Source organism: Tropicimonas sp. IMCC34011, assembly GCF_003390865.1.
GTDB lineage: Bacteria > Pseudomonadota > Alphaproteobacteria > Rhodobacterales > Rhodobacteraceae > Tropicimonas_B.
Map to the genome: position 1 here is coordinate 382,156 of NZ_QMEJ01000003.1, position 24,557 is coordinate 406,712.

The following is a 24,557-nucleotide window of genomic DNA, read 5'->3' on the forward strand; positions in this document are numbered from 1 at the left end:
CCGCGCCACCCGTGCTCCGCAGGGTCGGCGGATCTTGGAGGCAAGCCGGATGCAGATTACCTACCACGCGACGCTGATGCCCGCTTCGGGGACGCTGACCGATCGGGTCACGGGGCTGACGCTCTCGGATGGCACGCTTTACGCCGTGGACGGGATCAACGGCACCATCTCGGGCTGGTCGCTCGGGGGGGAGGCGACCCTGTCCTGGCAGCGCACGCATACGCTGTCGCAGGTGGAGGGCGGGCGCCCCACGAGGCTCGCCGTCCTCGATATCGGCGGCGATCGGATCGCGATGGGAACGGGAAACTGGCTCGACGACGCACCTGTCTACGGTGTGACCGGAACCGGGCAGCTGACGAACCTCGATCCGCTCCCGCTCAACGGCGCGCTGACGGCCGTTGCCACGGTCCAGGTGGACGGGGACCATTACCTGTTCGCCGGCCATTCCGGATCGGACGGTATCTTCACCTATCGGCAAAGGCCGGACGGCACGTGGCAGGGGCGTCAGCAGCCTCCGGACGGGGAGATACAAGGGGCGAGCGTCGATGCGGTCGAGGTGGTCACGATCGGCGGCACGAACATGGTCCTGTCGCTTTCGTCGGAGACAAACGCGCTGAACCTCTGGAGCATCGGCGACTACGCCCGCACGACTCTCGTCGGCAGCATCGGCGCGGCGGACGGGCTCGGCATTTCGGGGCCGACCGCGTTGGAGATCGTCGAGATCGGCGGCGAGAGTTACGCCCTCGTCGCCGCGGCCAATTCGTCTTCCCTGAGCGTCATCCGGCTCGATCCCGGCGGCATGGTTCCAGTGGATCACGTCATCGATGACCTTGGTACGCGGTTTGCCGGCGTCCAGTCCCTCGGGGTGGTCACGGCGAACGGTCAGGTCTTCGTGGTCGCGGGGGGGGGTGATGACGGGCTAAGCGTGTTCTCCCTCCTGCCGGGCGGTCGCCTTCTCTTGCGCGCAACGGCCCTGGACGAGGCGGGCACGGCATTGGCTGATATCGGCTCGCTGGCCGGGACACTGGACGGCGGCGTCCTGCGCCTCTTCGCCGCCGGCTCGGAGCCGGGGATCGCGGAGTTGCGCATCCCCCTCGGCTCTCCCGGTGCGCCGCTTGTCGCAGGAAACGGCGGCGAGACGCTGACGGGCGGCGCGGGTGCGGACCTGATCACCGGAGGCGACGGGGCGGACGAGCTCACGGGCGGCGCCGGCGACGACATCCTGATGGACGGCGCAGGCCTCGATACGCTCAGGGGCGGGGCCGGCGCGGACATCTTCGTGCTGTCCAAGGACGGAGAAATCGATCGCATCCTCGACTTCGACCCTGACGAGGACAGCCTCGATCTGTCCGCTCTCGGACTTCTGCGCAGCGCCGGACAACTCGACATCATTCCGACCGCAACCGGCGCGCGCCTTCTCTTCGGCGGTGAAGAGCTGGTTCTGATCAGCGCCGATGGTGGCCCCCTGCAGGCGAGCGACTTTCCCGACGATTGCGTTCTCGGTGCCACGCACATCCCCGTCGTCTGGGAGGATCCACCCCGCATCCTCACGGGAACCCCGGGCGACGATCGGCTCGTCGGCGCGGGCGGGGACGATATTCTCGATGGCGGGGCCGGCGCGGATATCCTGATCGGTGGCGATGGCACGGACACCGCCACATATAAAAGTGCGACGAGCCAGGTAATCGTCGACCTGCAGAACGATGCCTTCGCGACCGGCGACGCGGCTGGCGACACGTTCGAAAGTATCGAGATCTGGGAGGCCAGCGACTGGAGCGACCAGCTCCGCGGCGGAAGCGGTGACGATGTCTTCCGCGGCGGCAAACGCTCCGACCGGCTTTACGGGCGGGGCGGCGACGATGTGCTCGATGGCGGGCAGGGGGCGGATGCTCTCTACGGCAACTCCGGTGCGGATATCCTCACTGGCGGCGGGGATGCGGGCCAGCGCGACCGTTTCATCTTTTTCGCCGCCACCGACAGTCAGCCGGGGCAGAGCGACACCATCACGGATTTCGTTTCAGGCATCGACAGGATCGAGATCAGCCGCCTCGACGCAGATACGGGCGTTGACGGAAACCAGGCGTTCGACCTCATCGGCCGTTCGGCCTTTTCCGGCACCGCCACCGAGTTGCGGTATGAATACATCGGCGGCGATACCCATGTCCTTGCCGACCTGGATGGGGATGGGCTCGCCGACTTCGAGTTGAAGCTGCTGGGCCTCCATACGCTGGTCGATGGGGATTTTATCCTGTGATCTGGGAGACAGTTCGGGGCGGGCGCTGTCATGGCCGCCCGCCCCGCATGTCATCCCGTGGCGCCGCGCATGCCGAGCGCTGCCACGACGAAGGATTTGACGGGCCGCAGCGGACGTTTCGCACCGGGCCAGCGGCGCAGGACCGTGCCGTAGGCCTGTTCCGCGCGCTTGTAACACCGCCAGCGGATCGTCGAACGGCGGCGTTCCAGCTCATGCACCTGGCCGAGGATGTCCGGTGCGGGAAGCAGGGCGGCGAGCCGTTGGAGCTTGTATTCCAGCTTCGCGTAACTGCGAGCGGCGGCTTCCGGTGTCATGACGGAAACCGTTCCGTAACCGCGCGATTGCGCGACATAGGAGATCATCCGCTCCTGCACATGCGCCAGCCCGCCATCGATGTGATGCGGTTCGGGGTTGTAGTCCGACCAGTCCCACGGCCATTCGAAGATCGGGCGCAATGCGTCGGGCCGGAACCAGTACATCGTACCGTAGGGCGCAACGGGCGTGTCTGCATCGAGCGGCACGTCGATCCCCATCCGCGTCAGCCAGCCGATCAGAGGACGGCGGTTGTTGAACCAGGAATGTCCCAGCGTGCCGAAGCCCGAGTGGATCACGGGGGGCGTCACCACGCCGACTTCGGGCTCCGCCTTCATGCGCGCGATCACGTTTCTCACATAGCCGGGCGACGCCACGAGGTTTCCGAACAGATGCGCCTTGAAGCTTTCGCCGACCTGCGACGGGACTTGCGGCGTGCGCTTGGAATGAAGGCGCAGGGCGATTTCGTGCCGTCCGGAGAGAGCCACGTCCCGCCAGGTAATGAAGAGGGAGGACATGTCCCGCCCCCGGTTCTGCTCCACCACGCGGACCTCGAACCGATCCGTCTGCAAGCCGCGTTCGGCGAGGAAGGCCTCGATCCCGTCGCGATTCTCCTCTGTCGCTGTGGTCAGGTAGAGACGGAATGGCACATCGAGCTTCGAGATCAGCGCCCAGAATTCCGGCATCATCGTCGCGTAGTAGGCGTGGATGAAGACCCCGATCTCCGTGTCGTCCGCTTCATGCTGGGCCTCCCGGGGCAGGATCCACACGCGATCCGCTACGGCCGCGAAATCGCGCGCACGGACCTTGCGGGCCGCGAACGCCATCGTCGCGGAATGGAGGTCCGGGTCCGCCTCTCGGAGCGTCTCGAGGCTCGATGAAAGGTCCATCGCATTCAGATCGGCCAGAAGCGGATCGAGGGTCAGGGTCGCGACGGGCAGGCAGGGCGCCCCGGCCTCGATCAGACGATGGCATTCCAGCAGACGCGGGTCGGCGCTGTGGAGGATCTCCGACCCGGCGGGAAACGCCACCGGCGTTCCGTTCCGTTCCATGGCACGGGACAGCTCTGCGGCGCAGGCGAGGAAGTCCTCCCAATGCTGGCCGGTGGGCCGAAGGGCAGTCCAGAACGCCTGGAACCACGGCTGCTCCATCAGTTCCGCCGAAAGGATTGTGTGATCGAGATACGTCACCCGGTCCGGCAAGCCGCGCCCCAGAAGCCGTGGATCGGCGTCGCTGTCATGCCAGTAGGGCGCGGCGAGCCCGCCGAGCGACGGCGCCGGGACGGGCTGGCCTGCAATGGGGCCTATGACGTGGGCCCCTGTCAGCAGGACCTGTCCGGACCAGCCCTCGCTCCAGAGTTGAAGCAGCCCCGCCTTGTAGGCCGCTTCAGGCACCGGCGGCATGGCGTCCGATGCGATAAGGTCGATGGCCGCTCCGCCCTCGATCTCGGGCAAGACCGCGTGCGATCGCCTTACGATCAGCAGCCGTTGCGCGAGGCCGGACAGGCGTCCGAGGGCGAGGGCGACGTGGGCCGCGTCCTCGCTGCCCGGCGGCAACGCGTAGATGACGGCCAGTCCGGATGCCTCAGTCATAGCCGAGCTCGGCCATTTCGGCGCCCCAGCGGGCCTTGAACCGGCCGATCTGATCTTCGGTCAGAAACTCGGCATAGGTCCCGGTGCGCCGCTTCCAGAAGAACTTGCCGTTCTGCTTCGTGCGGGAATCGGCGCCGCTGAACACGCGTTCGGGGTCGCAGGTCTCGATGCCGAGGAAGGCCGCAATCCGGGTGACCTCTTCCGAGAAGTTCTGCGCGAGCCCCTCGTAGGAGAGGATCAGCACGTCTTCCCCGCGCGCCTGCGCGTCCCGGAAGGCCTTGGCGTGGCTGAACACCGAGCCGAAGACCTTGTTCTGGGGAAAGAGCGTGCCGTGTTCGAGAAAGATCGAGAACAGCGTCTCCATCTCCTCCGCCGTCAGGTCCTCGACTTTCGCAAACCGGACCGGAAGGGACTTGCCGGCATTCGGGGAGACGTTCTCGGACACGAAGTTGAGGTAGGACATCAGCACGTCGAGCGGGTGACGATGGATGTGGATTACCTTGTCGGTCGCGAATTTCTGGCCCCGGTGCTGATGGAGAACGGCCTTGCGGTGGGATTTGTAGAAATACCAGTGCTTGCCCTCGAACTCCCAAGGAGAGGCGATGACCGGCCCGTAATGCGTGTCCGTCACGTAGCGTTGCAGAATGTGGGGCCCTGTCGGCATTCCGGTGATCGCGGCGACGATGGCGCGCAGCCAGGTGTTTCCGCTTTTCGGGAAGGAATAGAGGCCGACCACGGGGCCCGGCGGGTGGCCGCCCCAGAGGTCAACTGCGGTGTCGACAGTAGCGCTCTCGGGCGCAAGGTTGGTCTGGACGGTCATCGGGCGGCTTCCTCGATCAGGGTTTCTTCGCAGATTACGTCGAGCGTCCGGCCAACCTCTGCGGTGAAGGCATCTTCATCCGAGGGTCCACTGGCGGCTTTGCTCGCGGCCTTGGCGGCGCGACGTGCGGCGGCATCCACATCGGGGGCCGGTCCGCCCGAGCGCGTGCAGGTTTGCAGGAAGAGGCGCATCACCCGGTCTACCCCTGCAGACTCGACGCTGCGCAGGTCACGGGCGAAGTGGGCGCCCTTCGAGGCGGCGGACGTGATGATCTCGTAGGACGGGAAATACCAGCAGCGCTCCACCGTCCGGCTGACCTCCTCCGCGGCGACCCTCAGGGCGGCCTTGGAATAGGTGTTGGCGACGAGGACGCCGGCATCCTTTCGCGCCGTGGCCGCGAGGGGCACGGGGGACACGGTCACGACGAAGCGCAGGCCCGGGTTCCGTTCCCGCGCAAAGGCGGCGAAGGCTGCGAAATCGGCGGCCGTCTCGGAGGCCGTGAAGTTGGCGAAGACGTGCCGCGCGGGATCGAATTTCCCGCCGGCAACGCCCGGTGCGAGCCCGAAGACCGCTCCGTCTTCGGTGGACATCCAGCCCTCGGTCAGGCCGAATGTGAACACGAAAACGCTGGCGTCTTCGATCATCCGGCGCACGGCCGCAAAATGGCGCTCCCTGTCTTTCAGGAATGCCGCGCGGCAGGAGAAGCCGCCGGGTTGGATCGCCGGGCGGAAGGGATCGACCAGTGTGCCATCCGCTTGCTCCCAGGCATCTTCCTTCGGCGTGAACAGGCCGTAGGCGCGCAGGGCGAGCTGATGGAGCTGGCGGGCCGTGTAGATGTTGCCGAACCGCGCGGAAAAGGTGCCGTAGTTGAAGGCCTTGGCAACCGGAGGGTCTATCACGGGATGCGCCTCTTCGGTGACGAGGTAGTCGTACCCCGACCGCTGAAGGCGCTGGGCGATATGCTGGGCGAAACAGCTTCCCGCCGTCGCGATCCTGTCCTCCGGGCCGATGTCGAGGCCCGGCGTGACTTCGGGGTCGGGCAGGTCCGCGGCACGATGCGTGCGGGACCAGAAGCAGTGGCCCGGGAGATCGGAATAGGGGTGCTTGCGCATCAGGCGGCCCTCCGGTCGTGAGAGGTGCGATCGAGTATTTCGGCGATGAGCTTGATGCCGTAGGCGGGGTTCGCATGGGTCGGATCGTCCGCGCGATATCCGGCGCCGAGGTAGCCGTCGTCGAGGCATTCGGCCGGAGGATGGACGATCTGGCCGCCCTTCCGCTCTGCGGCGTCGGCGAGGATGTCGCTGTAAAGCGCCCATATCTTCAGCCTGGTTGCCGCGGGAGCGATGCCGTACCTGTCGATCCGCTCTCCGAAGGCCCCGCGATTGGCACGAATATGAGCTTCGTCCGCGACAGGGGGCGGCGGCGCGACGAGAACGGCACGCCCCGGCGCGGCGGCCGCGATCGCGTTCCAGAACAGAAGGGCCCCTCGCTCGGCGCGGCGCGTGATCGTGGCCCGCATCAGATCGACCGGGATCAGATCGGCGTCCTCGCGCGCGGGCAGTCCGCTTTCCGGCCAGTCCACGTCGAAGGGGCGGGGATGCTCCAGCATTGCCAAGGCGTTGTATTCGTTGCCCATTGCCGCGCAGATGCACAGGTCGGGCTCGGCCGTTTCGATGATCCGTGCGATCCTGTCGGCCGTCGCATCGGAGAGGCGGCGATCCTGGCGGTCATCCTCGAAATTCGGCTGAAAGCCGTCGCCGTTCAGGCGGTGAAACCTCATGTCCACGCCCTCGATCGGCGCCTCTTTCCAGGCGCGTGACAGGGCGGAAAGATGGCTGTGGCCGAATGCAACGATCTTCATCAAGCAACCTCCGCCAAGGTGACGCGGGACCAATCGACAAGCCGCGCGAGGCCCTCTTCCAGAGTGATCTGCGGGGTCCAGTCCAGCGCGGCCTGCGCGGCGCTGATATCTGCGACCGCGTGGCGGACATCCCCTGGCCGATAGGCGCCACTGATCCTGAGAGGGCGGCCCTGCGCCTCCCAGAGACCGAGCAGGGAGCGGGCCGCGTCGAGGATCGTCGTCCCCACGCCGGAGCCGATGTCGACCGGCCGCTCCGGCACAGTCTCCGCGCGTCCGGCGGCGATGAAGGCCTGCACGACATCATCCACATGGACGAAGTCACGCGTAATCCTTCCGTCTTCGTAGATCTCGAGCCCCCGGCCGTCACAGATCAGGCGGCAGAAGATCGAGAGGACACCCGTGTAGGGATTGTGCAGCGATTGCCCCGCCCCGTAGACGTTCTGGAGCCTGAGGACGGAAACCTCGGTTTGGGAGCCCCAGAGGCCCTGCCGCAGAAGATATTCCTGCATGAGCTTCGAGGACGCATAGATCGAGGTGGGTCGAGGGGCCGTGCCGGCATCCGTCGCCAGAGGGGTCAGCGTGCGGCCGGCGGCGTCCAGGAGGTCGAACTGCCCGCGCGCGAGGCGTGCCGGGTCCCGTGTTTCGGCGATCGCGGGGCGCCCCTCCGGATCGCACGCGGCCCCCTCGCCATAGACGGCGCGGGTTCCCGCCAGCACGACCCGGGCGACGTTCCCCTCAGCCCGGATCGCTTCGAGCAGGTGGGCGGTGCCGGTGACATTGACCGTAACGTAGCGCGTGGGCTCGTCGTGGCTCTGGCCCGTGCCCGTCTCGGCGGCAAGGTGATACACGAGGTCCGGCGAGCTGACCTGCATTGCCCTCGAGACGGCGGCCGGATCCGCGATGTCGCCCTCGATGATACTGACGCCGGCATCCAGAAGCCGCTCGCGGACCAGTGCTCCGCCGTCTGCGTGAACCTGCGGCAGGAAATTGTCGAGGACCGTGACGCAGGCATCCGCCGCCAGCCGCTCGGCCAGCCGCGAGCCGATGAAGCCGGCGCCGCCGGTGATCAGAATAGACGTCGCTTGCATGTTCACCCTCTTTCTGAGGCCGGACCATTCCGGTTTCTCCGGCTGGGCCCCTCATGCAGCACGAGCTCCTAAGATTGTCTTACCGGGTGCCCGCCGGATCGCCGCCAGGCGAGCGGGATCGGTAAAATGCCGACCTTTACCCGCCGTTCAGATTTGGGCCCCAGAACGGTTCAGGTGCAGAGGCGGAGAATGGGGACAATCATGGGATACGGTGCGGAAACGTATGTGGCGACGCAGGATTCGAGCCCGCTTGCAGCGGCAATCGCGCAGAGGGACCTGAATGTCCTTCGCATGGTGGAGACGGCTCTTGAACGGGGCGACGTGCTGCTGGCGTTCCAGCCCATCGTCGATTCGAAACGAACGGGTCAGATCGCGTTCCATGAAGGGCTGATCCGCGTCATGGACGAGACCGGACGCATCATCCCCGCGCGGGATTTCATCGGTGCATGCGAAACGAACAGGATCGGCCGACAACTCGACACAGTGGCCCTGCGCCTCGGACTGCGTGCGCTGAGCGAAACGCCGTCGCTCCGCCTCGCGATCAACATGTCGGCGCGTTCGATCGGGTACCGCCCCTGGATCCGGGAACTCGAACGAGGTCTCGCGCTCGATCCCACTGTTGCAGAGAGGTTGATCATCGAAATCACGGAATCGTCCGCGATGCTGATGCCTGACATCACCACGATCTTCATGCAGGACCTTCAGCAGAGGGGCGTCTGCTTTGCGCTCGATGATTTCGGGGCGGGATACACCTCGTTCCGGTACCTGCGGGATTTCGACTTCGACATCATCAAGATCGCGGGAGAGTTCATTGGCGGGATCAGCACGAATCCCGACAATCGCGTTCTCGCACAGGCGCTGGTCGGCATTGCTCGACACTTCGAGATGTTCACCGTGGCCGAGGCCGTGGAAACCGAGGCCGATGCAAAAGTCCTTCAGGACATTGGTGTCGATTGCATGCAGGGCTACTATTTCGGGATGCCGACGACGTGGCCGCCGCAGCCCGGGGTCCCCGCCATGGCAACGCTCGCCGGCTGAGAGTTCGGAGGGTCTCGGCGCCAAGCCTGCAGTTGCGTGACGTCGCGCCAGCGCCTACGCATGGTCCTGAGAGGCCGCTGGGAGGCAGACGTCCCGGTCGGCTGCAGACTTGAGAGGAGACCCCCATGACCAACGTCGTCATCGCGTCCGCCGCGCGCACCCCGGTCGGCAGCTTTCTCGGATCGTTCGCGAACACGCCGGCGCACGATCTCGGAGCCGCCGTGCTTCAGGAACTGGTTGCCCGTGCCGGCATCGACAAGTCCGAGGTGAGCGAGACGATTCTTGGTCAGGTCCTCACCGCGGCACAAGGTCAGAACCCTGCCCGGCAGGCGCATATCAATGCCGGCCTTCCTCAGGAAAGCGCCGCCTGGGGTATCAACCAGGTGTGCGGGTCCGGCCTCCGCGCGGTTGCGTTGGCAGCGCAGCATATCCAGCTTGGCGATGCGGCGATCGTTGCCGCAGGTGGCCAGGAGAACATGTCCCTCGCGCCCCACGCCGCCTCGATCCGCCAGGGGCAGAAAATGGGCGATCTGCAATATGTCGACACGATGATCCGCGACGGTCTCTGGGATGCCTTCAACGGTTACCACATGGGTCAGACCGCCGAGAATGTCGCCGAGAAGTGGCAGATCGGCAGGGAGCAGCAGGATGAGTTCGCCGTAGCCAGCCAGAACAAGGCGGAAGCCGCGCAGAACGAGGGCAAGTTCCAGGACGAGATCGTTGCCTTCACCATCAAGACCCGCAAGGGCGATATCGTCGTCGACAAGGACGAGTACATCCGCCACGGCGCAACGATCGAGGCGATGCAGAAGCTGCGTCCCGCCTTTGCCAAGGATGGCACGGTCACCGCGGCGAACGCGTCGGGTCTGAATGACGGCGCTGCGGGCGCGCTCCTGATGTCGGCCGACGAGGCGGAGAAGCGCGGCATCGAGCCGCTCGCGCGTATTGCAAGCTACGCCACCGCCGGCCTCGATCCCGCGATCATGGGCGCAGGGCCCATTCATGCCAGCCGCAAGGCCTTGGACAAGGCCGGCTGGTCCGTCGGGGATCTCGATCTCGTCGAGGCGAACGAGGCCTTCGCCGCGCAGGCCTGCGCGGTCAACAAGGAAATGGGCTGGGATCCGGCGATCGTGAACGTGAACGGCGGTGCCATTGCCATTGGCCACCCGATCGGCGCGTCCGGGGCGCGCGTGCTCAACACTCTGCTCTTCGAAATGAAGCGGCGCGGTGCGAAAAAGGGGCTCGCAACCCTCTGCATCGGCGGCGGGATGGGCGTTGCGATGTGTCTCGAACGCCCCTGATCGCCCCATGAGCGTTGACAAGCTACCCGCCCGTCCGGATCAGATCGTATTCTCGGGCGGGGGGCTGAGATGCTTTTGGCAGGGCGGCTTCATGTCCGTTCTGGGCCGGGAACGGCGCGTGGCGCCCGAACGGGTTTGCGGGGTATCGGGGGGCGCGCTATCTGCCGCGGTCTTCCTCGGCGGGCGGGAGCGCGATCTCCTCGATCGAATGTGCGAGGCCTTCGCTGCGCAGGATCGCAACGTCGATCTGTTCGACGCAAAAAGCGGCCGCATTACGCCCCATCAGGAAATCTACTGCCGCGTGGTGAAGGACGTTCTCGACGCCGAGGCGGAGGCGCGCGTTGCAGAGGGGCCCTCTCTGCAGATCCTCATCGCCCACCCGCCGCTCGCCGCCGCTCCCGCGCTCGGCGGGGTCGCCATGGCGGCGGCGTACGAAGCGGAGCTCCACGTGAATGGGTCTCCCCATTTCGGCTGGGCCGAGAAAATGGGGCTGACCTCCGAACTGGTGGATGCCAACCAAGCGGCCCGGCAGGGGAAGCTTGCCGATCTGGTCTGCGCGGCGGCGGTCATTCCGCCCGTTTTCCTCCCTCCGGACTGGAACGGCAGGCCCACGATCGACGGCGGGATGGCCGATCAGGCGCCGATGCCCGATCCGGATGAGGGAACCACGCTGGTGCTGCTGACGCGCGAATATCCCAACGTGCCGGACGCACCGGGGCGGCACTACGTCGTGCCTCGCGGCGAGACCCCGGCCGACAAGATCGATTTCACCGATGGCGAGAAGCTGAGGGACACCTGGACCCAGGGTGAGCGCGATGCGGAACACTATCTCGCAGAGGTAGACAGGCAGTCAGCCGCGACGGCATAGTCACCGAAAGGACCGGCGGACCGCCGGAGCACACTACCTGGGAGGATTTCATGGGACGCATCGCCGTAGTCACGGGGGGCTCGCGCGGAATTGGGGCCGCCATCTCCAAGGCCTTGATGGCAGAGGGATATACCGTCGCCGCAACCTATGGGGGCAATGAGGTCGCGGCGAGTGCCTTCACCGAGGAGACGGGGATCCGGACATACAAATGGTCCGTTGCGGATTACGATGCCTGCAAGGCGGGGATCGCTGCGATCGAGGCGGATCTCGACGGACCGGTCGAGGTGCTGGTCAACAATGCGGGGATCACCCGCGATGCGATGTTCCACAAGATGACGCCGGAGCAGTGGCGTGAGGTAATCGACACGAATCTCAACGGGGTCTTCAACATGACGCATGTCGTCTGGCCGGGGATGCGCGAGCGAAAGTTCGGGCGGGTCGTCAACATCAGCTCGATCAACGGTCAGAAGGGGCAGGCCGGACAGGCGAACTACTCCGCAGCCAAGGCGGGGGATCTCGGGTTCACCAAGTCGCTTGCGCAGGAGGGCGCGCGCGCCGGGATCACGGTGAACGCGATCTGCCCGGGCTACATCGCGACCGAGATGGTCAAGGCCATCGACGATAAGGTGCTGAACGAGCGGATCATCCCGCAGATCCCCGTCGGTCGGCTCGGCGAGCCCGAGGAGATCGCGCGCTGCGTCACGTTCCTCGCCTCGGACGACGCGGGCTTCATTACCGGCTCGACGATCACCGCGAACGGAGCCCAGTTCTTCGTCTAAAGTGTGCTCTGGCGCACGACGTCTGCGGCGCCTTGCGTGTTTTCGCACGGGCGCCGCGGCTTTACCTCCTTGGTCAGCTCGATGCAGGAGGTTGCCATGCTGCCCGTGAACGGATTGCACCACGTGACGTCGCTGGCCGGAGATGCCCAGCGAAACAACGATTTTTTCACCAAGACGCTCGGATTGCGCCGGGTCAAGAAGACGGTGAACTTCGACGCGCCGGATGTGTACCACCTCTATTACGGGGATGAGATCGGCACGCCGGGTACAGTCATGACCCACTTTCCCTTCCAGAATGCCGCCCCTGGCACGCGCGGAACGGGCGAGGCGGGCGAGATCTCCTTCTCCGTGCCGCCCGGCTCGCTCGGGGACTGGGAGGCGCGGCTCTCGGATCATTCACCGGTGCGCAGCACGGCGTTCGGCGCCGGCAAGCTGGCGTTCACCGGTCCCGACGGCGACGCGCTGGCGCTGGTGGAGGCCGAGGACGATCGCGCGCCGTGGACCGGACAGCTACCCGCGGATCTGGCGATCCGGGGCTTCCATTCGGTTCGGCTCGTCCTGACCGAAACGGAACCGACCCGGAAGGTGCTGGAGGCGCTCGGCTTTGCGGCCCAGGCGGAGGAAGACGGCATCGTCCGCATGGCCTCGGGCGATGGCGGGGCCGGCTACCTCATCGACCTCGAGGCGCGCCCGGATCTTCCTGCCGCGCGCCAAAGTGCCGGCTCGGTTCACCATGTGGCGTTCCGCGTGGCGGATCGGGCCGCGCAGGACGAGGTGCGCGATGCGATGAGCGAGATCGGGATGAAGGTCACGCCGTCCATCGATCGCGATTACTTCCACGCGATCTACTTTCGCAGTCCCGGCGGCGTCCTCTTCGAAGTCGCGACCGACGAGCCCGGGTTCACAAGGGATGAAGACGTGGCCACGCTCGGAACGGCTCTCAAGCTGCCGGAGCAGCACGCGCACCTGAGGGATCAACTGGAGGCCGGTGTCCTGCCGACGATCCGGGACTGACCGATTGCAGGACAGCAAAAAGCGCGCGAGCCACGGCTCGCGCGCCGATACTGGTGAGGGTTACGAGAGGCGGCTGATCTCTTCCTTCAGGGCCAGCTTGCGCTTTTTCATGCGCGCGATCTCGAGCGGATCGGAGGCGGGGGCGCGCTGTGCCTGCTCCACCTCAGCCGAAAGGGCCTGATGTTTGCGCCGGAGCTCCTGAACGTGGGAACTGACTGACATCGGTCTCTCTCCTTCTCGATAAGGCCGGACAATCCGGCACCAAAGATTGCAGCACGTTTCCCGAGTCGTGTCACGCGCCTGATACATTCCATCCTGTACCCTTAGCGTGACGGCAATTTATTACCGATACCTTAAGATCCGGGGGCGATAAATTGCGCGCCGTCCCTCAGGATCGCCGAGGCGGCCGATGTAAAATCGTCGCCGTCGCTTATATGGGCGGGCCCCTCGTGAAGAATGAAGGGCGCGGCCAGTTCGAGCGCGCCGCGGCCGCCCTTGCGCCCGTTGAGCAGGACGAGGCGCGCGAGGTGTCCCGCGCGGCCCGCGATGGGCTGAATGCGCAGACTGCCGAAGCCGGCATGCTCGGCGGCACCCAGGAGATCCCCCAGCCGGTCCGCCCGCTGAATGAACGTGAGCCAGCCGCCGGGGCGCAGGCGTTTCGCGGCAAGGTGCGTCCAGGCCGCGAGTGGGACGTCCTCCCGCATCGCGCTGTCGCGGTAGGCATCGGTGGCGGCTGTCGCGCGGGCGGCGTCGAAGTAGGGCGGATTGGCGATGACGTGGTCGAAGGACATCGCCTTGAGGGCCGGCGGCGGGGCGGCGATGTCCCCCGTCAGGACCTCCATCGCGATGCCCGCCGCGTCCGAGTTGCGGCGGGCGAGATCCGCGATGGCCGCGTCCCGCTCCAGCCCGGTCAGGTGCAGCCCCGGCACCCGCGTGGCGAGACAGAGGGCCGCGGTGCCGACACCACATCCCAGGTCGAGCACCGATTGCCCCGACTTTGCCGGGCAGGCGCTGGCGAGCAGGACCGCGTCGATCCCGGCGCGGAATCCCTTCGCCGGTTGCAGGAGGGTCAGGCGGCCGCCGAGGAAGGCGTCCCGCGTCAGGGGCTCAGCGGGCTCCGCCATCGTCGATCCCGTTGTCCCTGAGCGCCGCGCGGGCGAGGAAGGCGTCGCCATCGCGCACCATGAGGCGACGTGGAAGCACGCCGACCGACCCCTCCAGAACGCTCATGTGCTGGTCCATGGAGAAGACGTCGATTCCCTCGCCCTCGAGAATCGCGGTGGCATAGGCGATGACCGTCGGGTCGGTGGTTCTGAGTATCTCTTTCATCGCGTGCACCATTGGCCTGTCTTGCGCCGCTGTCGAGGCTGCGGTACCGCGATTGACATGAGTTTTGACGATTTTTCCCGCAAGCCCCATGATCGCCTCGCCGAGCTGATGGCGAAGGACATGGAAGGCGTGGGCGAGCTGATCCGCGCCCGCATGGCCTCCCGTCACGCGCCGCGCATTCCCGAGGTGACGGCCCATCTGGTCGATGCCGGCGGCAAGCGGTTGCGTCCCCTGCTGACGCTCGCCTCGGCGCGGCTCTGCGGCTACGACGGCGAGGATCACCTGCGTCTCGCGGCGACGGTCGAGTTCATCCATACCGCGACGCTCCTGCATGACGATGTCGTCGACGAGAGCGGCCAGCGCCGCGGGCGGCCGACGGCGAACCTCTTGTGGGACAACAAGTCCTCCGTGCTCGTGGGGGATTACCTCTTCGCCCGGGCCTTCCAGCTCATGGTGGAGCCGGGGAACCTTCGCGTGCTCGATATCCTGTCGGGCGCGGCGGCGACCATCGCCGAGGGCGAGGTGCTGCAACTCACCGCCGCGCAGGACATCACCACCACGGAAGAGACCTACCTGCAGGTGATCCGCGGCAAGACCGCGGCGCTCTTCGCGGCGGCCTGCGAGGTCGGCGGGGTGATCGCCGGGCGGGACGAGACGGTCTCGAATGCGCTCCACGCCTATGGCGATGCGCTCGGCATCGCGTTCCAGATGGCCGACGACCTGCTCGACTGGCAGGGCGAGGGCGGTGCCATCGGCAAGAACGTGGGCGACGATTTCCGGGAGCGGAAGCTGACCCTGCCGGTGATCCGCGCCATCGCGGCGGCGGACGAGACCGAGCGGACATTCTGGGCCCGCACCATCGCAAAGGGTCAGCAGCAGGACGGCGACCTCGATGAGGCACAGCGTATCCTCGGGAAACACGGCGCCCTCGATGCGACGCGCCGGGAAGCCGAAGGCTGGGCGGACAAGGCGATCGCGTCCCTGGCGGACCTGCCCGAGGGCGAGATCAAGGCCTGCATGACGGACCTTGCGCGCTACGTCGTGGCCCGGCTGACCTGAGGCCTTCTTCCGCGCGTCAGTCGGCCCCGGCCACGCTGCGAAGCGTGTCGTCGAGCCAAAGCCGCGCCTCGTCGATCCGGGCCACGTAGGCGGCGACGGGCTCTTCGAGGGCAGGCGCGGTCATCGCGATGCGCGGAGCCTCGAGATAGGTCATGAGCGCGAGGCCGAAGATCACGATGGCGATGGCGAGCCCGATGCGGCGGCCTCGTGCGGACCGCGCGCGGCGAAGGGCGCGGTCGCTCCGGGCGGCCTCCTCGGCTTCCTCGCCGACGGCACGCCCGCTATCCGCCGGATCGAGCGCGGTGTTGATCTCTTCGATGTCGGGAAGAAGCGTCCGTCTGGGGGCGACGCGGCGGGCGCGAACCTCGTCGTCCGGTCGCTCCAATGGGGGCTCTGGGTCCGGCGGTGTCCCGGCTGGCTGATCGGGCGACGGTTCGGGCTCTGAAAAGGGATCCGGCTGCGAGGCAGGCTCCACTTCCGGCTCGGGATCAGGCTCCGGCGCGCGGACGATCTCGGGCGGGTCCATGGCGAACTCGTCCTGCATCTCGAGCGGCGCGGCGGCCTCTGCGCGGCGAGCGGCTTGCTCCCGGGCGGCTTCCTCGCGCAGGACGGCGAGGACCTTGGGGTCTATTTCCCGCCGGCGCGGGCGTTCGGGCTGAACCGGGGGGAGATCGTCCTCGTCGTCGTATTCGGACGTGTACCCTTCAGGCTCTGGCTCCGCGTCCGGCGGGGCATCCGGCGTTGCGGGCTCCGGGGTCTCCGGCTCGCGGATCGCCTCGCCCAGCTCCTCGGCCAGCCCCCTGTCCCGCGACGGATGCAGCTGGAACCAGCTGTGACCGCAGCTCGAGCACTGGACGTCGCGGCCCTCATCGGGGACCGCTGCGTCGTCCACAACGTATTGCGCCCCGCAATTCGGGCAGATGAGCCGCATCTTCAAGCACCCTTGCCGGCGGCGCGCACCGCCGCTCACCTTTGTTTCGAGCTCGAGCCTATCAGCGCGGCGCGAGGTTTCAAACACGGCGCGCCGCGGAAGTCCTTGGAATAGTGCCGAAAGGCACCGTCGCGCTTCCGCCGCCGTTGAAAGAGAGACAAGTCCCGTGCAGAAGAGGCCTGATGCGGCGCCTCGGGGACGATCCCCGGCCCGCGGGGGCAGGGACGGCGCTTGGCGTGATTGAGTTCGACGATGTGGCCTACAGCTACGGCGGAGAGGCGCTGCTCTCCGGCGTGTCGGCCCGGATCGCGCCGGGTACGTTCCATTTCCTGACCGGTCCATCCGGCGCCGGCAAGACGACGCTGCTCAAGCTCGCCTACCTCCAGCTCCGGCCGACGGCCGGGCGCCTCTCCCTCTTCGGCAAGGACGTGACCGGGATCGAGCGGGACCAGGTCGCGCGCACGCGGCGGCGAATCGGGTTCGTCCATCAGGACTGCCAGTTCCTCGACCATCTGCCCATCGCGGAGAACGTCGCGCTGCCGCTCCTCGTCTCCGGGCGGGAGGCTTCCGGGGCGGATCTGGGGGACCTCTTGAGCTGGGTCGGCCTCTCCCGCCGCGCGGAGGCGCTGCCCCCCGAACTGTCGGGCGGGGAGCGGCAGAGGGCGGCGCTGGCGCGGGCGGTGATGAGCGATCCGGAGATCGTCATCGCGGACGAGCCGACGGGGAACGTCGACTGGGAGATGTCCCTGCGGCTGCTCACGCTCCTTGTCGAGCTCAACCGGATGGGAAAGACCATCCTCGTCGCCACCCATGATCTCACGCTGATCCGGCAGGCCAAGGCGCAGGTCTCCGCCCGCGTCCTGCGCGTCGGCGGCGGCACGATGGTTCCGGCGGGGGCGGAGCTGTGACGGCGCCGTTCATGCGTCTTTTCAGGCCGTCCGGCGTGGCGGACCGCGTGGTGCCGCCGACCGGGTTCACCGCGCGCCTCACGCTCGGAGCCTCCGCTGCGATGGCCTTCCTCGCGGTCTTCGCGCTTGCCCTGTCGCTCTCCGCCGGGCGGGTTGCCTCGACATGGTCCGACGCGCTGGCGCGGACCGCGACGGTGCGCATCTCGGCGCCCTCCGGTCAGGTCGAGGCGCAGGCCGTGGCCGCGCTTGCCGTCCTAGACACGACACCCGGCGTCGCCTCGGCTCGGCGGCTCGGCGCGGATGAACAGCGCGCGCTCCTGGAGCCATGGTTCGGGCCAGACCTGCCGATCGAGAGCCTCCCGGTGCCAGTCCTGATCGAGGTCGTCGCGACGGCGGACGGCTTCGATTCGGGCGGCCTGTCGGCGCGGCTGGCGGGCGAAGCGCCGGGGGCCGTGCTCGACGATCACGCCGCCTGGCGCGCGCCGCTCGTGGCCGCGGCCGGGCGGATGCGGCTTCTGGGCTTCGGCTGCCTGCTCCTCATCTCGCTGACCGTCGCGGCCATGGTGGCGCTTGCCGCGCAGGCCGCACTCGCCGCCAATGCCCGCGTGATCGCCACGCTGCGCCTCGTCGGGGCGGAGGATGCGTTCATCGCCCGCGCCTTCGTCCGCCGCTTCACCCTGCGCGGCCTTGCAGGGGCTGGCGCGGGAACCCTCGCGGCCGCCGTCGTTCTTGCTATGCTGCCCTCTGCCGGGGCGGGCAGCACAGAGGCCGCCTGGCTGTCGCTCTCCATCGGCGGGGCGCAATGGGCTCTCCTGCTGCTCGTTCCGCCTGCCACCGCCGCCGTCGCCTATGGCGCGACACGCCTTGCGGCCCGCCGCGCCCTTACGGAGGCCACCTGATGCAATATGCCCGTTCGCTGATCTTCGTGATCCAGATGTATGCCGCTATGGCATTGATGGGACTTTACTACTTCCCGCTCGCCGCGTGGGACCGCAAGTGGGCCTCCGCAGGGATCCGCACCTATTGCCGCTATGTCCGCTGGTCTGCGCGCTGGATGGTCGGCCTCCGGACGGAGGTTCGTGGGAAGGTGCCGCAGGGAGAGGTGCTGATCGCCTCCAAGCACCAGTCCTTCCTCGACATCATCGTGCTCTGCTCCGTTCTGCCGCGGCCGAAATTCATCATGAAGGCCTCGCTCCGGCACGCGCCCGTCCTCGGCTGGTTCGCCATGCGCATCGGCTGCGTTCCCGTCGACAGGGGCCGCCGCGCGGCCGCGATCCGGCAGATGAAGGAGGGGGTGCAGAGCGGACGCGTCGATCCCGGCCAGCTCATCATCTATCCCGAGGGGACCCGCGTCGCACCGGGCGCGCAGATGCCCTACAAGATCGGCACCGGCGTGCTCTATGCCGAGCTGAACCAGACCTGCGTGCCCGCCGCGACGAATGTGGGCCTGTTCTGGCCCCGTGCCGGCATCTTGCGGAAGAAGGGGCTCGGCGTGGTCGAGTTCCTTGAGCCGATCGCGCCCGGGCAGGAGATTCCCGATTTCATGGCCGCGCTCGAGGCGCGGGTCGAGGGCGCATCGGACGTGCTGATGAGGGAAGCCGGCGGCGTGCCGGAGCTGAGAGGACGTGTCGTATGAGCTATGCCGCAGCCCGAATCGAGGACCTTGAGGCGCTCTATGGCGCCCCCGTTGCGGCGGCCACGAAGAAGGTCACGGCACGGCTGACCGGCCCCTACCGCGACTGGATCGAAGCGGCGCGCTTCTGCATTCTCGCGACGGTCGGCCCGGAGGGCACCGACGCGAGCCCTCGCGGCGATGACGGCCCCGTGGTCCGCGCGCTGGATGCGGAAACGCTCGCGTTGCCTGACTGGCACGGGAACAACCGGATCGATTCCCTGCGCAACATCGCACGGGACGGCCGCGTCTCCCTCACCTTCATGGTGCCGGGCTCGGAAAATGTCGTCCGAGTGAACGGGACCGCGATCGTCACGCTGGACGAAGACCTTGCAGCGCGGTTCGAGAGGGACGGCAAGCGGCCGCGCTCTGTCATCGTCGTGACGACCCGCGAGGTCTACTTCCAGTGCGCGCGCGCCATCCGGCGGTCCGGTCTCTGGGGCGATACGGCGGCACCCTCGGGCCTGCCGAGCGCCGGAGACATGCTCGCAGCCGCCTCGGACGGGGAGGTCGGCGGGCCAGCCTATGACGCGTCCTGGCCGAAGCGCGCCGAGGCCTCGATGTGGTAGCGGCTACAGGGATTTCCGGGCGTTGAGCGCGGCCGTGATCGTTCCGTCGTCGAGGTAATCGAGCTCACCGCCGATGGGAACGCCCTGCGCCAGCGACGTGACCCGCACGCCGAGGGCCTCGAGTTCGCCGGCGATGTAATGCGCGGTGGTCTGCCCGTCGATCGTGGCGTTGAGGGCGAGGATGACCTCCCGCGCCTCCTCGGTTTTCGCCCTGTCCACGAGGCGGGGAATGCGCAGCTCGTCGGGGCCGACAGCGTCCAGCGCGGACAGCGTCCCGCCGAGGACGTGATAACGCCCCTTGAAGACCTGCGACCGTTCCATCGCCCAGAGATCAGCAACGTCCTCGACGACGCAGATCTCGCCCGTCTCCCGCCGCGGATCCGCGCAGATGGCGCAGAGTTCGGACGTGCCGACATTGCCGCAATTGACGCATTCCCGCGCCGTCGCGGCGACCTTCACCATGGCCTCCGACAGCGGTTGGAGGAGCTGGCCGCGCTTCTTGATCATGCGCAGGACGGCACGGCGCGCCGACCTCGGCCCGAGGCCGGGCAGGCGCGCCATCAACTCGATCAGCGCCTCGATATCGGAGGGCGGGCGGTCCAATCCGGTCTCAGAAAGGCAGGTTCATGCCGGGCGGCAGGCCGAGCTCGGAGGTGACCTTCTCCATCTCCTCCTTCGACTTTTCCTTGGCGCGGGACTGGGCGTCCTTGATCGCGGCCAGGATGAGGTCCTCGACGACTTCCTTCTCGTCGGGATTGAAGATCGAGGGGTCGATGTCCAGCCCGGTGAGCTTGCCCTTGGCGGTGCAGGTCGCCTTGACGAGGCCCGCGCCGCTCTCGCCCGTCACCTCCATCTCCTCGAGCCTCTCCTGAACCTCGGTGACGCGGCCCTGCATTTCCTGAGCCTGTTTCATCATCTTGGCCATGTCGCCGAATTGGCCGAGTCCCTTGAACATTCATCGTCTCCTGTTGGCGTTCGCCCTGAAATGCGTGTTGCCAGGCTTCAGTGCAAGGGCATCGGCGCGCGGGGCCTCAATCCTCGAAGGGATCCCATTCGTCCTCGACCTCGGGCAGCGCGGCTTCCGCCGCTTCGGCGGCGATTTCCTCGGGCGGACGGATCTGATAGATCTTCGCGCCCGGAAAGGCGGCCAGCACGGCGCGGACCTCGGGGCGCTCGAGCGCGGCCTGTTGCAGCTCCGCCTCCTGGCGGCCCCGCTCCTCGGCGATGGTCGGCGCGCCGCCCTCCGAGACGACGGAGACGCCCCAGCGCGCGCCGGTATAGCCCTGGAGGCGCTGGCCGAGACGCTGGGCAAGATCCGCGCTCGCGCCCTCCGCCGGTTCGAACTCGATCCGTCCGGGCGAGTACCGGGCGAGGCGCACACCGCTCTCGACCTCGAGGAGGAGTTGCACATCTCGGTGCCGCCGGATCAGCTCGACCACCTGCTCGAAGCTCGTGTAACGCGCGAGGGCGTCCTCGGACTGGGCTTTGACCGCCGTCGCGGCGCCGTATGCCGTCCCGCGGGGGGCGGAGGGCGGCGGTGCGGCGCCCCGAGGGGCCTCCATTCCCGGCTGCGCCGCCGGAGCCGGAGCGCCTTGGGAGGGCCCGCCTTGCACGGGGGCACCCTGAGACGGCGCGGGCCGCCCGCCGCCGCCATTCGGGCCGGGCGCATCAGGGCCGCCCTGGAGCTTGCGGACGAGCTCGTCCGGAGCCGGCAGATCGGCGACATGGGTCATGCGGATCACGGCCATCTCGGCGGCCATCATCGCGTTCGGTGCCTTTGCCACCTCGTCCAGCGCCTTGAGCAGCATCTGCCACATCCGGGTCAGGACCCGCATCGGAAGCTCCCCGGCCATCCGGCGCCCCCGGTCCCGCGCATCGGGCGTGATCGTGGGGTCCTCGGCGGAGTCGGGCGTGATCTTAGCCACGGAAATCCAGTGGCAGACCTCCGCCAGGTCGCGCAGGACCGCGAGCGGGTCGGCCCCGGCGGCATACTGCCCGGACAATTCCTCGAGCGCCCCGGCCGCATCGCCGCGCAGGATCAGATCGAACAGGTCGAGCACGCGGCCTCGATCCGCCAATCCCAGCATCGCGCGCACCGCATCCGCATCTGCCTCGGCATCCGTCTGCCCGATCGCCTGATCGAGCAACGAGGTCGCATCGCGCGCCGATCCTTCGGAGGCCCGCGCCAGAAGGGCCAGCGCCCCGTCGGTGATCTTTCCCCCTTCCGAATCGGAGATCCGCCGCAAGAGGGCGATCATGTCCTCGGGCTCGATCCGGCGTAGGTCGAACCTCTGGCAGCGCGAGAGCACCGTGACCGGCACCTTCCGGATCTCCGTCGTCGCGAAGATGAACTTCACATGCGCCGGCGGCTCCTCCAGCGTCTTGAGCAGCGCGTTGAACGCGCTGGTCGAGAGCATGTGGACCTCGTCGATGATGTAGATCTTGTAGCGCGCCGAACTCGGCGCATAGGCGACGCTGTCGAGCACCTGCGTCCGGATATCGCCGACGCCCGTGTTGCTCGCCGCGTCCATCTCGAGGACATCGACATGCCGCCCCTCGGCGATGGCGCGGCAGTTCTCGCACGTCCCGCAGGGATCCGTCGTCGGCCCGCCGTCGCCGCCGGGGCCCGTGCAGTTCATCCCCTTGGCGATGATCCGGGCCGTCGTCGTCTTGCCGGTGCCGCGGATGCCGGTGAGGATGAAGGCCTGCGCGATGCGGTCCGCGGCGAAGGCGTTCTTCAGCGTACGAACCATCGCCTCCTGACCGACGAGATCGGCGAAGGTCTGTGGTCGGTACTTGCGCGCCAGAACCTGGTAGCCGGGCTCGCTCATCGTCTGTCCTTCCGGATCGATATGGCCGGGATGTCCGGCTCGGGCGGGAGAGTACGAGGGCCGGGCGGCAAGGTCCACCGGACCCTCCGCGTCACAGCCGCCAGAGCACCACCGCGACGCCGACCGTCGCCACCGTGAGGATGACGGCCGTCAGCGTGTAGGTCCGGGTCGGCTGCGCCTCCGCGCCGTGGGCGTTGAGCCGGGATTGCGTCCGTCCCGCGGCGTTCCGCGCGATCCAGTAGATCCAGATGGCGGCGACGAGGAAGAGCGTGGCCATCGCCCGCGGCAGCCAGTCGATCTCGGCCTCCCGGAACAGCGCCTTCAGGCCGATCGCGACCGCGACAGAGGCAAGCCCCGTGCGCAGCCACCCGGCGAACGTGCGCTCGTTGGCGAGAACCGTCCGGTCCTCTGCCCAGTCCGTCCGCTGCTCGGCCCAGGCCGTCTTGGCGTCGGAGGGATCGTCGGGAGCGCCATCCTGCATGGGGTCAGGATAGAGACGCAGGGCGAGGGTGGGAACAGGGGAATTTGGTGAGAGGCTGACAACGACCCAAGCGGGGCTCGTTTCGGCTGCTTCCTTCCGGACCTGACCGGGTTGGCGAGGCGCCTGCCCGCGCCAACCTCTCGACGTCCCACTTAGGAAAGAGCGCCCGGATTCGCAAGGGGGCGGCTGCGCGGTGCGCGGGCTGACCGCGGTTCAGCTCATCCCGCTGGCCGCTCCGCCCATCCGGCGAACGTCTTCTCCAGGATGACGACCATGTAGTAGAGCACGATCCCCAGCACGGCGAGCGCGATCAGGACCGCGAACATCAGGGGGTAGTCGCTGTTGGTCTTGCCGCTGTCGAAGAGCGCGCCGAGGCCGCGGCCGTGGGGGGAGACGATCTCCATCAGGTTCGTGCCGATGAAGGCCAGCGTCACCGCCACCTTCAGCGCACCGAAGAATTCCGGCAGCGTCTTTGGAAGGGCGATCTTCCAGAAGATGGTCGATTGCGACGCGCCGAGCGATCGCAGGATGTCGCGATATTCGGGCTCCAGCGTCGACAGGCCGATGGAGACGGACACGGCGATGGGAAAGAACGAGATCATGAAGGCGATGAGCACGGTGTTGAAATCATGCCAGCCGACGAACATCAGGGCCACGATGGGCACCACCGTCGCCTTTGGCACCGCATTGAAGCCGACGAGCAGGGGATAGAGCGCGTCCCGCATGGTCCGCGAAAAGCCCATCACCATCCCAACCGCGACGCCGAACACCACCGCGAGCGCAAGGCCCGCGACGGTGCGCCAGAGCGTCTGCCATCCGTAGATGAGGAACAGGTCGAAATACTTCGCGAAGGCCGGCCCGAGGTCCGACGGGGCGGCCATCTTGTAGGTGGGCCAGCCGTTGGCCCAGACGAGGAGCTCCCAGAGCGCCAGGAAGACGATCACGGCGAGAACGGGAACGGCGATCCTGCGGGCGGTCATGCTTGCGTCTCCGGCGTGGCGCGCTCGCCGGGGGCGGGGGCCGGCGGCGACGGGGCCGGGCGCGCGCTCGCCTCCTCGGCCGGTGCGCGACCTTGCGCGATCTCGATCTGGTGACGCAGGATCGCGAGCATCTCGGCAGCGCGCGGGGTGTAGAGGTTGTCCAGCGTGCGCGGCCCCTCCCGCGGCACGTCGAGCACGTATTGCGCGTGGGCCGGACGGCCGGACAGCACCACTACCCGGTCGGCGAGAAAGATCGATTCGCGCAGGTCGTGGGTGATCAGGACGGCGGTGAAAGGCTCCTCGGCCTTAACCTTGTGCATCGTCTGCCACAGGTCCTCGCGGGTGAACGCATCGAGCGCCCCGAACGGCTCGTCGAGGATCAGAACGTCCGGCTTGTGGACCAGCGCCCGGCAGAGCGACGCCCGTTGCCGCATCCCACCCGACAGCTCCGAGGGCCGCTTGTCCTCGAATCCCTCGAGCCCGACGAGCGACAGAAGGAACCGCGCCCGCTCTTCCTGTTCCTTTCGCGACAGCCCGCTGCGGACGATCTCGAGCGGCAGCATCACGTTTTTCAGGATCGAGCGCCATTCGAGCAGGACGGGGTTCTGGAACGCCATGCCGACCGAGGAGCGCGGCCCCTTCACCCGCTCGCCCGCGATCAGCACCTCGCCGAATTGCGGCCGCATCAGACCCGATATCAGCCGCGTGAGGGTGGACTTGCCGCAGCCGGACGGCCCGACCACGGCGACGAAGCCGCCCTCGGGCACGTCGAGGGACAGATCGTTCAGCACCTGCAGCGGCCCGCTCGCGGTGTCGAAGGTGTGCGAGACATGGCGGATCTCGATCAGGGCCTCGGCGCTCATCGGCTCG

The 24,557-nt window shown here is 67.6% G+C and carries 26 protein-coding genes and 1 other RNA gene; 11 read left to right on the forward strand and 16 right to left on the reverse strand.

The features are described 5' to 3' along the window. Window positions 1–49 precede the first annotated feature (49 nt). On the forward strand, window positions 50–2,254 hold the full coding sequence (locus DQG15_RS18800; RefSeq protein WP_116085325.1) for a calcium-binding protein: 2,205 nt from the start codon (window positions 50–52) through the stop codon (window positions 2,252–2,254). 50 nt (window positions 2,255–2,304) lie between these two features. Here DQG15_RS18800 and DQG15_RS11320 read toward each other — a convergent pair whose 3' ends face one another. The 5 genes from DQG15_RS11320 to DQG15_RS11340 are packed head-to-tail and all read right to left on the reverse strand — an operon-like array spanning window position 2,305 to window position 7,927. Continuing rightward, a complete protein-coding gene (locus DQG15_RS11320) occupies window positions 2,305–4,158 on the reverse strand; it encodes a rhamnan synthesis F family protein (RefSeq protein WP_116085327.1) in 1,854 nt (617 codons plus the stop codon). Next, complete coding sequence (locus tag DQG15_RS11325; RefSeq protein ID WP_116085329.1) at window positions 4,151–4,978, reverse strand: sulfotransferase domain-containing protein; 828 nt, start codon at window positions 4,976–4,978, stop codon at window positions 4,151–4,153. Before DQG15_RS11325 ends, DQG15_RS11320 begins: the two co-directional genes overlap by 8 nt. Further along, window positions 4,975–6,090 carry a GSCFA domain-containing protein gene (locus DQG15_RS11330; RefSeq protein WP_232830808.1) on the reverse strand — a complete coding sequence of 372 codons (1,116 nt, stop codon included), beginning with the start codon at window positions 6,088–6,090 and terminating at the stop codon, window positions 4,975–4,977. Before DQG15_RS11330 ends, DQG15_RS11325 begins: the two co-directional genes overlap by 4 nt. Further along, on the reverse strand, window positions 6,090–6,839 hold the full coding sequence (locus DQG15_RS11335; protein WP_116085331.1) for a hypothetical protein: 750 nt from the start codon (window positions 6,837–6,839) through the stop codon (window positions 6,090–6,092). The genes DQG15_RS11330 and DQG15_RS11335 overlap by 1 nt, the downstream gene beginning before the upstream one ends. Beyond that, window positions 6,839–7,927 carry an NAD-dependent epimerase/dehydratase family protein gene (locus tag DQG15_RS11340; RefSeq protein ID WP_116085333.1) on the reverse strand — a complete coding sequence of 363 codons (1,089 nt, stop codon included), beginning with the start codon at window positions 7,925–7,927 and terminating at the stop codon, window positions 6,839–6,841. The genes DQG15_RS11335 and DQG15_RS11340 overlap by 1 nt, the downstream gene beginning before the upstream one ends. Window positions 7,928–8,128: 201 nt before the next feature. Between DQG15_RS11340 and DQG15_RS11345 the strand changes: the two genes are divergently transcribed. From DQG15_RS11345 to DQG15_RS11365, 5 genes are all read left to right on the forward strand, one after another. Next, window positions 8,129–8,965, forward strand: coding sequence for an EAL domain-containing protein (locus DQG15_RS11345; protein ID WP_116085334.1), 837 nt, complete (start codon window positions 8,129–8,131; stop codon window positions 8,963–8,965). Between the two features lie 125 nt (window positions 8,966–9,090). Further along, entirely contained in the window at window positions 9,091–10,266 is a 1,176-nt protein-coding gene (locus DQG15_RS11350; RefSeq protein WP_116085336.1) for an acetyl-CoA C-acetyltransferase, read from the forward strand. A gap of 7 nt (window positions 10,267–10,273) precedes the next feature. Next, the gene (locus DQG15_RS11355) at window positions 10,274–11,134 is read left to right on the forward strand and encodes a patatin-like phospholipase family protein (protein ID WP_116085338.1); all 861 of its coding nucleotides are present in this window, start codon (window positions 10,274–10,276) and stop codon (window positions 11,132–11,134) included. Between the two features lie 50 nt (window positions 11,135–11,184). Then, the gene (phbB, locus tag DQG15_RS11360) at window positions 11,185–11,913 is read left to right on the forward strand and encodes an acetoacetyl-CoA reductase (protein ID WP_116085340.1); all 729 of its coding nucleotides are present in this window, start codon (window positions 11,185–11,187) and stop codon (window positions 11,911–11,913) included. Window positions 11,914–12,009: 96 nt separating this feature from the next. After that, the gene (locus DQG15_RS11365; protein ID WP_116085341.1) at window positions 12,010–12,927 is read left to right on the forward strand and encodes a ring-cleaving dioxygenase; all 918 of its coding nucleotides are present in this window, start codon (window positions 12,010–12,012) and stop codon (window positions 12,925–12,927) included. 60 nt (window positions 12,928–12,987) lie between these two features. Here the strand turns inward: DQG15_RS11365 and DQG15_RS11370 are convergent, their stop codons facing one another. The 3 genes from DQG15_RS11370 to DQG15_RS11380 form a co-directional block, all read right to left on the reverse strand. Further along, complete coding sequence (locus tag DQG15_RS11370) at window positions 12,988–13,149, reverse strand: YdcH family protein (protein WP_116085343.1); 162 nt, start codon at window positions 13,147–13,149, stop codon at window positions 12,988–12,990. Between the two features lie 131 nt (window positions 13,150–13,280). Continuing rightward, window positions 13,281–14,051 (reverse strand): tRNA1(Val) (adenine(37)-N6)-methyltransferase, encoded by a 771-nt coding sequence (locus DQG15_RS11375; RefSeq protein ID WP_116085345.1) that lies wholly within the window; start codon window positions 14,049–14,051, stop codon window positions 13,281–13,283. Further along, complete coding sequence (locus DQG15_RS11380; RefSeq protein WP_116085607.1) at window positions 14,035–14,256, reverse strand: DUF2007 domain-containing protein; 222 nt, start codon at window positions 14,254–14,256, stop codon at window positions 14,035–14,037. The genes DQG15_RS11375 and DQG15_RS11380 overlap by 17 nt, the downstream gene beginning before the upstream one ends. 57 nt (window positions 14,257–14,313) lie before the next feature. Here DQG15_RS11380 and DQG15_RS11385 point away from each other — a divergent pair, with 57 nt between their 5' ends. Continuing rightward, on the forward strand, window positions 14,314–15,315 hold the full coding sequence (locus DQG15_RS11385; protein WP_116085346.1) for a polyprenyl synthetase family protein: 1,002 nt from the start codon (window positions 14,314–14,316) through the stop codon (window positions 15,313–15,315). Window positions 15,316–15,331: 16 nt separating this feature from the next. Here DQG15_RS11385 and DQG15_RS18185 read toward each other — a convergent pair whose 3' ends face one another. Next, window positions 15,332–16,246 carry a zinc-ribbon domain-containing protein gene (locus DQG15_RS18185; protein WP_198665135.1) on the reverse strand — a complete coding sequence of 305 codons (915 nt, stop codon included), beginning with the start codon at window positions 16,244–16,246 and terminating at the stop codon, window positions 15,332–15,334. Window positions 16,247–16,482: 236 nt separating this feature from the next. Between DQG15_RS18185 and DQG15_RS11400 the strand changes: the two genes are divergently transcribed. Genes DQG15_RS11400 through DQG15_RS11415 form a run of 4 tightly spaced genes read left to right on the forward strand, consistent with a single transcriptional unit; the run spans window position 16,483 to window position 19,395 of the window. Then, complete coding sequence (locus tag DQG15_RS11400; protein ID WP_116085608.1) at window positions 16,483–17,154, forward strand: cell division ATP-binding protein FtsE; 672 nt, start codon at window positions 16,483–16,485, stop codon at window positions 17,152–17,154. Window positions 17,155–17,165: 11 nt separating this feature from the next. After that, window positions 17,166–18,053, forward strand: a complete 888-nt coding sequence (locus tag DQG15_RS11405; protein ID WP_116085610.1) for an ABC transporter permease — start codon at window positions 17,166–17,168, stop codon at window positions 18,051–18,053. Further along, window positions 18,053–18,790, forward strand: a complete 738-nt coding sequence (locus DQG15_RS11410; protein ID WP_116085348.1) for a 1-acyl-sn-glycerol-3-phosphate acyltransferase — start codon at window positions 18,053–18,055, stop codon at window positions 18,788–18,790. Before DQG15_RS11405 ends, DQG15_RS11410 begins: the two co-directional genes overlap by 1 nt. Continuing rightward, on the forward strand, window positions 18,787–19,395 hold the full coding sequence (locus DQG15_RS11415) for a pyridoxamine 5'-phosphate oxidase family protein (RefSeq protein ID WP_116085349.1): 609 nt from the start codon (window positions 18,787–18,789) through the stop codon (window positions 19,393–19,395). The genes DQG15_RS11410 and DQG15_RS11415 overlap by 4 nt, the downstream gene beginning before the upstream one ends. A gap of 3 nt (window positions 19,396–19,398) precedes the next feature. Here the strand turns inward: DQG15_RS11415 and recR are convergent, their stop codons facing one another. The 7 genes from recR to DQG15_RS11450 all read right to left on the reverse strand — a co-directional run bounded on the left by recR (window position 19,399) and on the right by DQG15_RS11450 (window position 24,550). Beyond that, window positions 19,399–19,998, reverse strand: coding sequence for a recombination mediator RecR (gene recR / locus DQG15_RS11420; RefSeq protein ID WP_116085351.1), 600 nt, complete (start codon window positions 19,996–19,998; stop codon window positions 19,399–19,401). A 7-nt stretch (window positions 19,999–20,005) separates the two neighbouring features. Beyond that, window positions 20,006–20,350 (reverse strand): YbaB/EbfC family nucleoid-associated protein, encoded by a 345-nt coding sequence (locus tag DQG15_RS11425; protein ID WP_116085353.1) that lies wholly within the window; start codon window positions 20,348–20,350, stop codon window positions 20,006–20,008. A gap of 76 nt (window positions 20,351–20,426) precedes the next feature. Continuing rightward, entirely contained in the window at window positions 20,427–22,226 is a 1,800-nt protein-coding gene (locus DQG15_RS11430; protein WP_116085355.1) for a DNA polymerase III subunit gamma/tau, read from the reverse strand. A 91-nt stretch (window positions 22,227–22,317) separates the two neighbouring features. Next, window positions 22,318–22,707, reverse strand: coding sequence for a DUF202 domain-containing protein (locus tag DQG15_RS11435; RefSeq protein WP_116085357.1), 390 nt, complete (start codon window positions 22,705–22,707; stop codon window positions 22,318–22,320). Window positions 22,708–22,752: 45 nt separating this feature from the next. Further along, window positions 22,753–22,850: signal recognition particle sRNA small type (gene ffs / locus DQG15_RS11440), an RNA gene on the reverse strand. Between the two features lie 75 nt (window positions 22,851–22,925). Beyond that, window positions 22,926–23,687: an ABC transporter permease gene (locus DQG15_RS11445; RefSeq protein ID WP_116085358.1), complete on the reverse strand. Its 762-nt coding sequence runs from the start codon at window positions 23,685–23,687 to the stop codon at window positions 22,926–22,928. Beyond that, entirely contained in the window at window positions 23,684–24,550 is an 867-nt protein-coding gene (locus DQG15_RS11450; protein ID WP_116085360.1) for an ABC transporter ATP-binding protein, read from the reverse strand. Before DQG15_RS11450 ends, DQG15_RS11445 begins: the two co-directional genes overlap by 4 nt. Window positions 24,551–24,557: the final 7 nt, after the last annotated feature.

Bases quoted from the DNA above. Each gene is read 5' to 3' on its own strand.
- DQG15_RS18800 (WP_116085325.1), top strand. From the start codon at position 50: ATGCAGATTACCTACCACGCGACGCTGATGCCCGCTTCGGGGACGCTG.
- DQG15_RS11320 (WP_116085327.1), bottom strand. From the start codon at position 4,158: ATGACTGAGGCATCCGGACTGGCCGTCATCTACGCGTTGCCGCCGGGC.
- DQG15_RS11325 (WP_116085329.1), bottom strand. From the start codon at position 4,978: ATGACCGTCCAGACCAACCTTGCGCCCGAGAGCGCTACTGTCGACACC.
- DQG15_RS11330 (WP_232830808.1), bottom strand. From the start codon at position 6,090: ATGCGCAAGCACCCCTATTCCGATCTCCCGGGCCACTGCTTCTGGTCC.
- DQG15_RS11335 (WP_116085331.1), bottom strand. From the start codon at position 6,839: ATGAAGATCGTTGCATTCGGCCACAGCCATCTTTCCGCCCTGTCACGC.
- DQG15_RS11340 (WP_116085333.1), bottom strand. From the start codon at position 7,927: ATGCAAGCGACGTCTATTCTGATCACCGGCGGCGCCGGCTTCATCGGC.
- DQG15_RS11345 (WP_116085334.1), top strand. From the start codon at position 8,129: ATGGGATACGGTGCGGAAACGTATGTGGCGACGCAGGATTCGAGCCCG.
- DQG15_RS11350 (WP_116085336.1), top strand. From the start codon at position 9,091: ATGACCAACGTCGTCATCGCGTCCGCCGCGCGCACCCCGGTCGGCAGC.
- DQG15_RS11355 (WP_116085338.1), top strand. From the start codon at position 10,274: ATGAGCGTTGACAAGCTACCCGCCCGTCCGGATCAGATCGTATTCTCG.
- phbB (WP_116085340.1), top strand. From the start codon at position 11,185: ATGGGACGCATCGCCGTAGTCACGGGGGGCTCGCGCGGAATTGGGGCC.
- DQG15_RS11365 (WP_116085341.1), top strand. From the start codon at position 12,010: ATGCTGCCCGTGAACGGATTGCACCACGTGACGTCGCTGGCCGGAGAT.
- DQG15_RS11370 (WP_116085343.1), bottom strand. From the start codon at position 13,149: ATGTCAGTCAGTTCCCACGTTCAGGAGCTCCGGCGCAAACATCAGGCC.
- DQG15_RS11375 (WP_116085345.1), bottom strand. From the start codon at position 14,051: ATGGCGGAGCCCGCTGAGCCCCTGACGCGGGACGCCTTCCTCGGCGGC.
- DQG15_RS11380 (WP_116085607.1), bottom strand. From the start codon at position 14,256: ATGAAAGAGATACTCAGAACCACCGACCCGACGGTCATCGCCTATGCC.
- DQG15_RS11385 (WP_116085346.1), top strand. From the start codon at position 14,314: ATGAGTTTTGACGATTTTTCCCGCAAGCCCCATGATCGCCTCGCCGAG.
- DQG15_RS18185 (WP_198665135.1), bottom strand. From the start codon at position 16,246: ATGCGGCTCATCTGCCCGAATTGCGGGGCGCAATACGTTGTGGACGAC.
- DQG15_RS11405 (WP_116085610.1), top strand. From the start codon at position 17,166: ATGCGTCTTTTCAGGCCGTCCGGCGTGGCGGACCGCGTGGTGCCGCCG.
- DQG15_RS11410 (WP_116085348.1), top strand. From the start codon at position 18,053: ATGCAATATGCCCGTTCGCTGATCTTCGTGATCCAGATGTATGCCGCT.
- DQG15_RS11415 (WP_116085349.1), top strand. From the start codon at position 18,787: ATGAGCTATGCCGCAGCCCGAATCGAGGACCTTGAGGCGCTCTATGGC.
- DQG15_RS11425 (WP_116085353.1), bottom strand. From the start codon at position 20,350: ATGTTCAAGGGACTCGGCCAATTCGGCGACATGGCCAAGATGATGAAA.
- DQG15_RS11430 (WP_116085355.1), bottom strand. From the start codon at position 22,226: ATGAGCGAGCCCGGCTACCAGGTTCTGGCGCGCAAGTACCGACCACAG.
- DQG15_RS11435 (WP_116085357.1), bottom strand. From the start codon at position 22,707: ATGCAGGATGGCGCTCCCGACGATCCCTCCGACGCCAAGACGGCCTGG.
- DQG15_RS11445 (WP_116085358.1), bottom strand. From the start codon at position 23,687: ATGACCGCCCGCAGGATCGCCGTTCCCGTTCTCGCCGTGATCGTCTTC.
- DQG15_RS11450 (WP_116085360.1), bottom strand. From the start codon at position 24,550: ATGAGCGCCGAGGCCCTGATCGAGATCCGCCATGTCTCGCACACCTTC.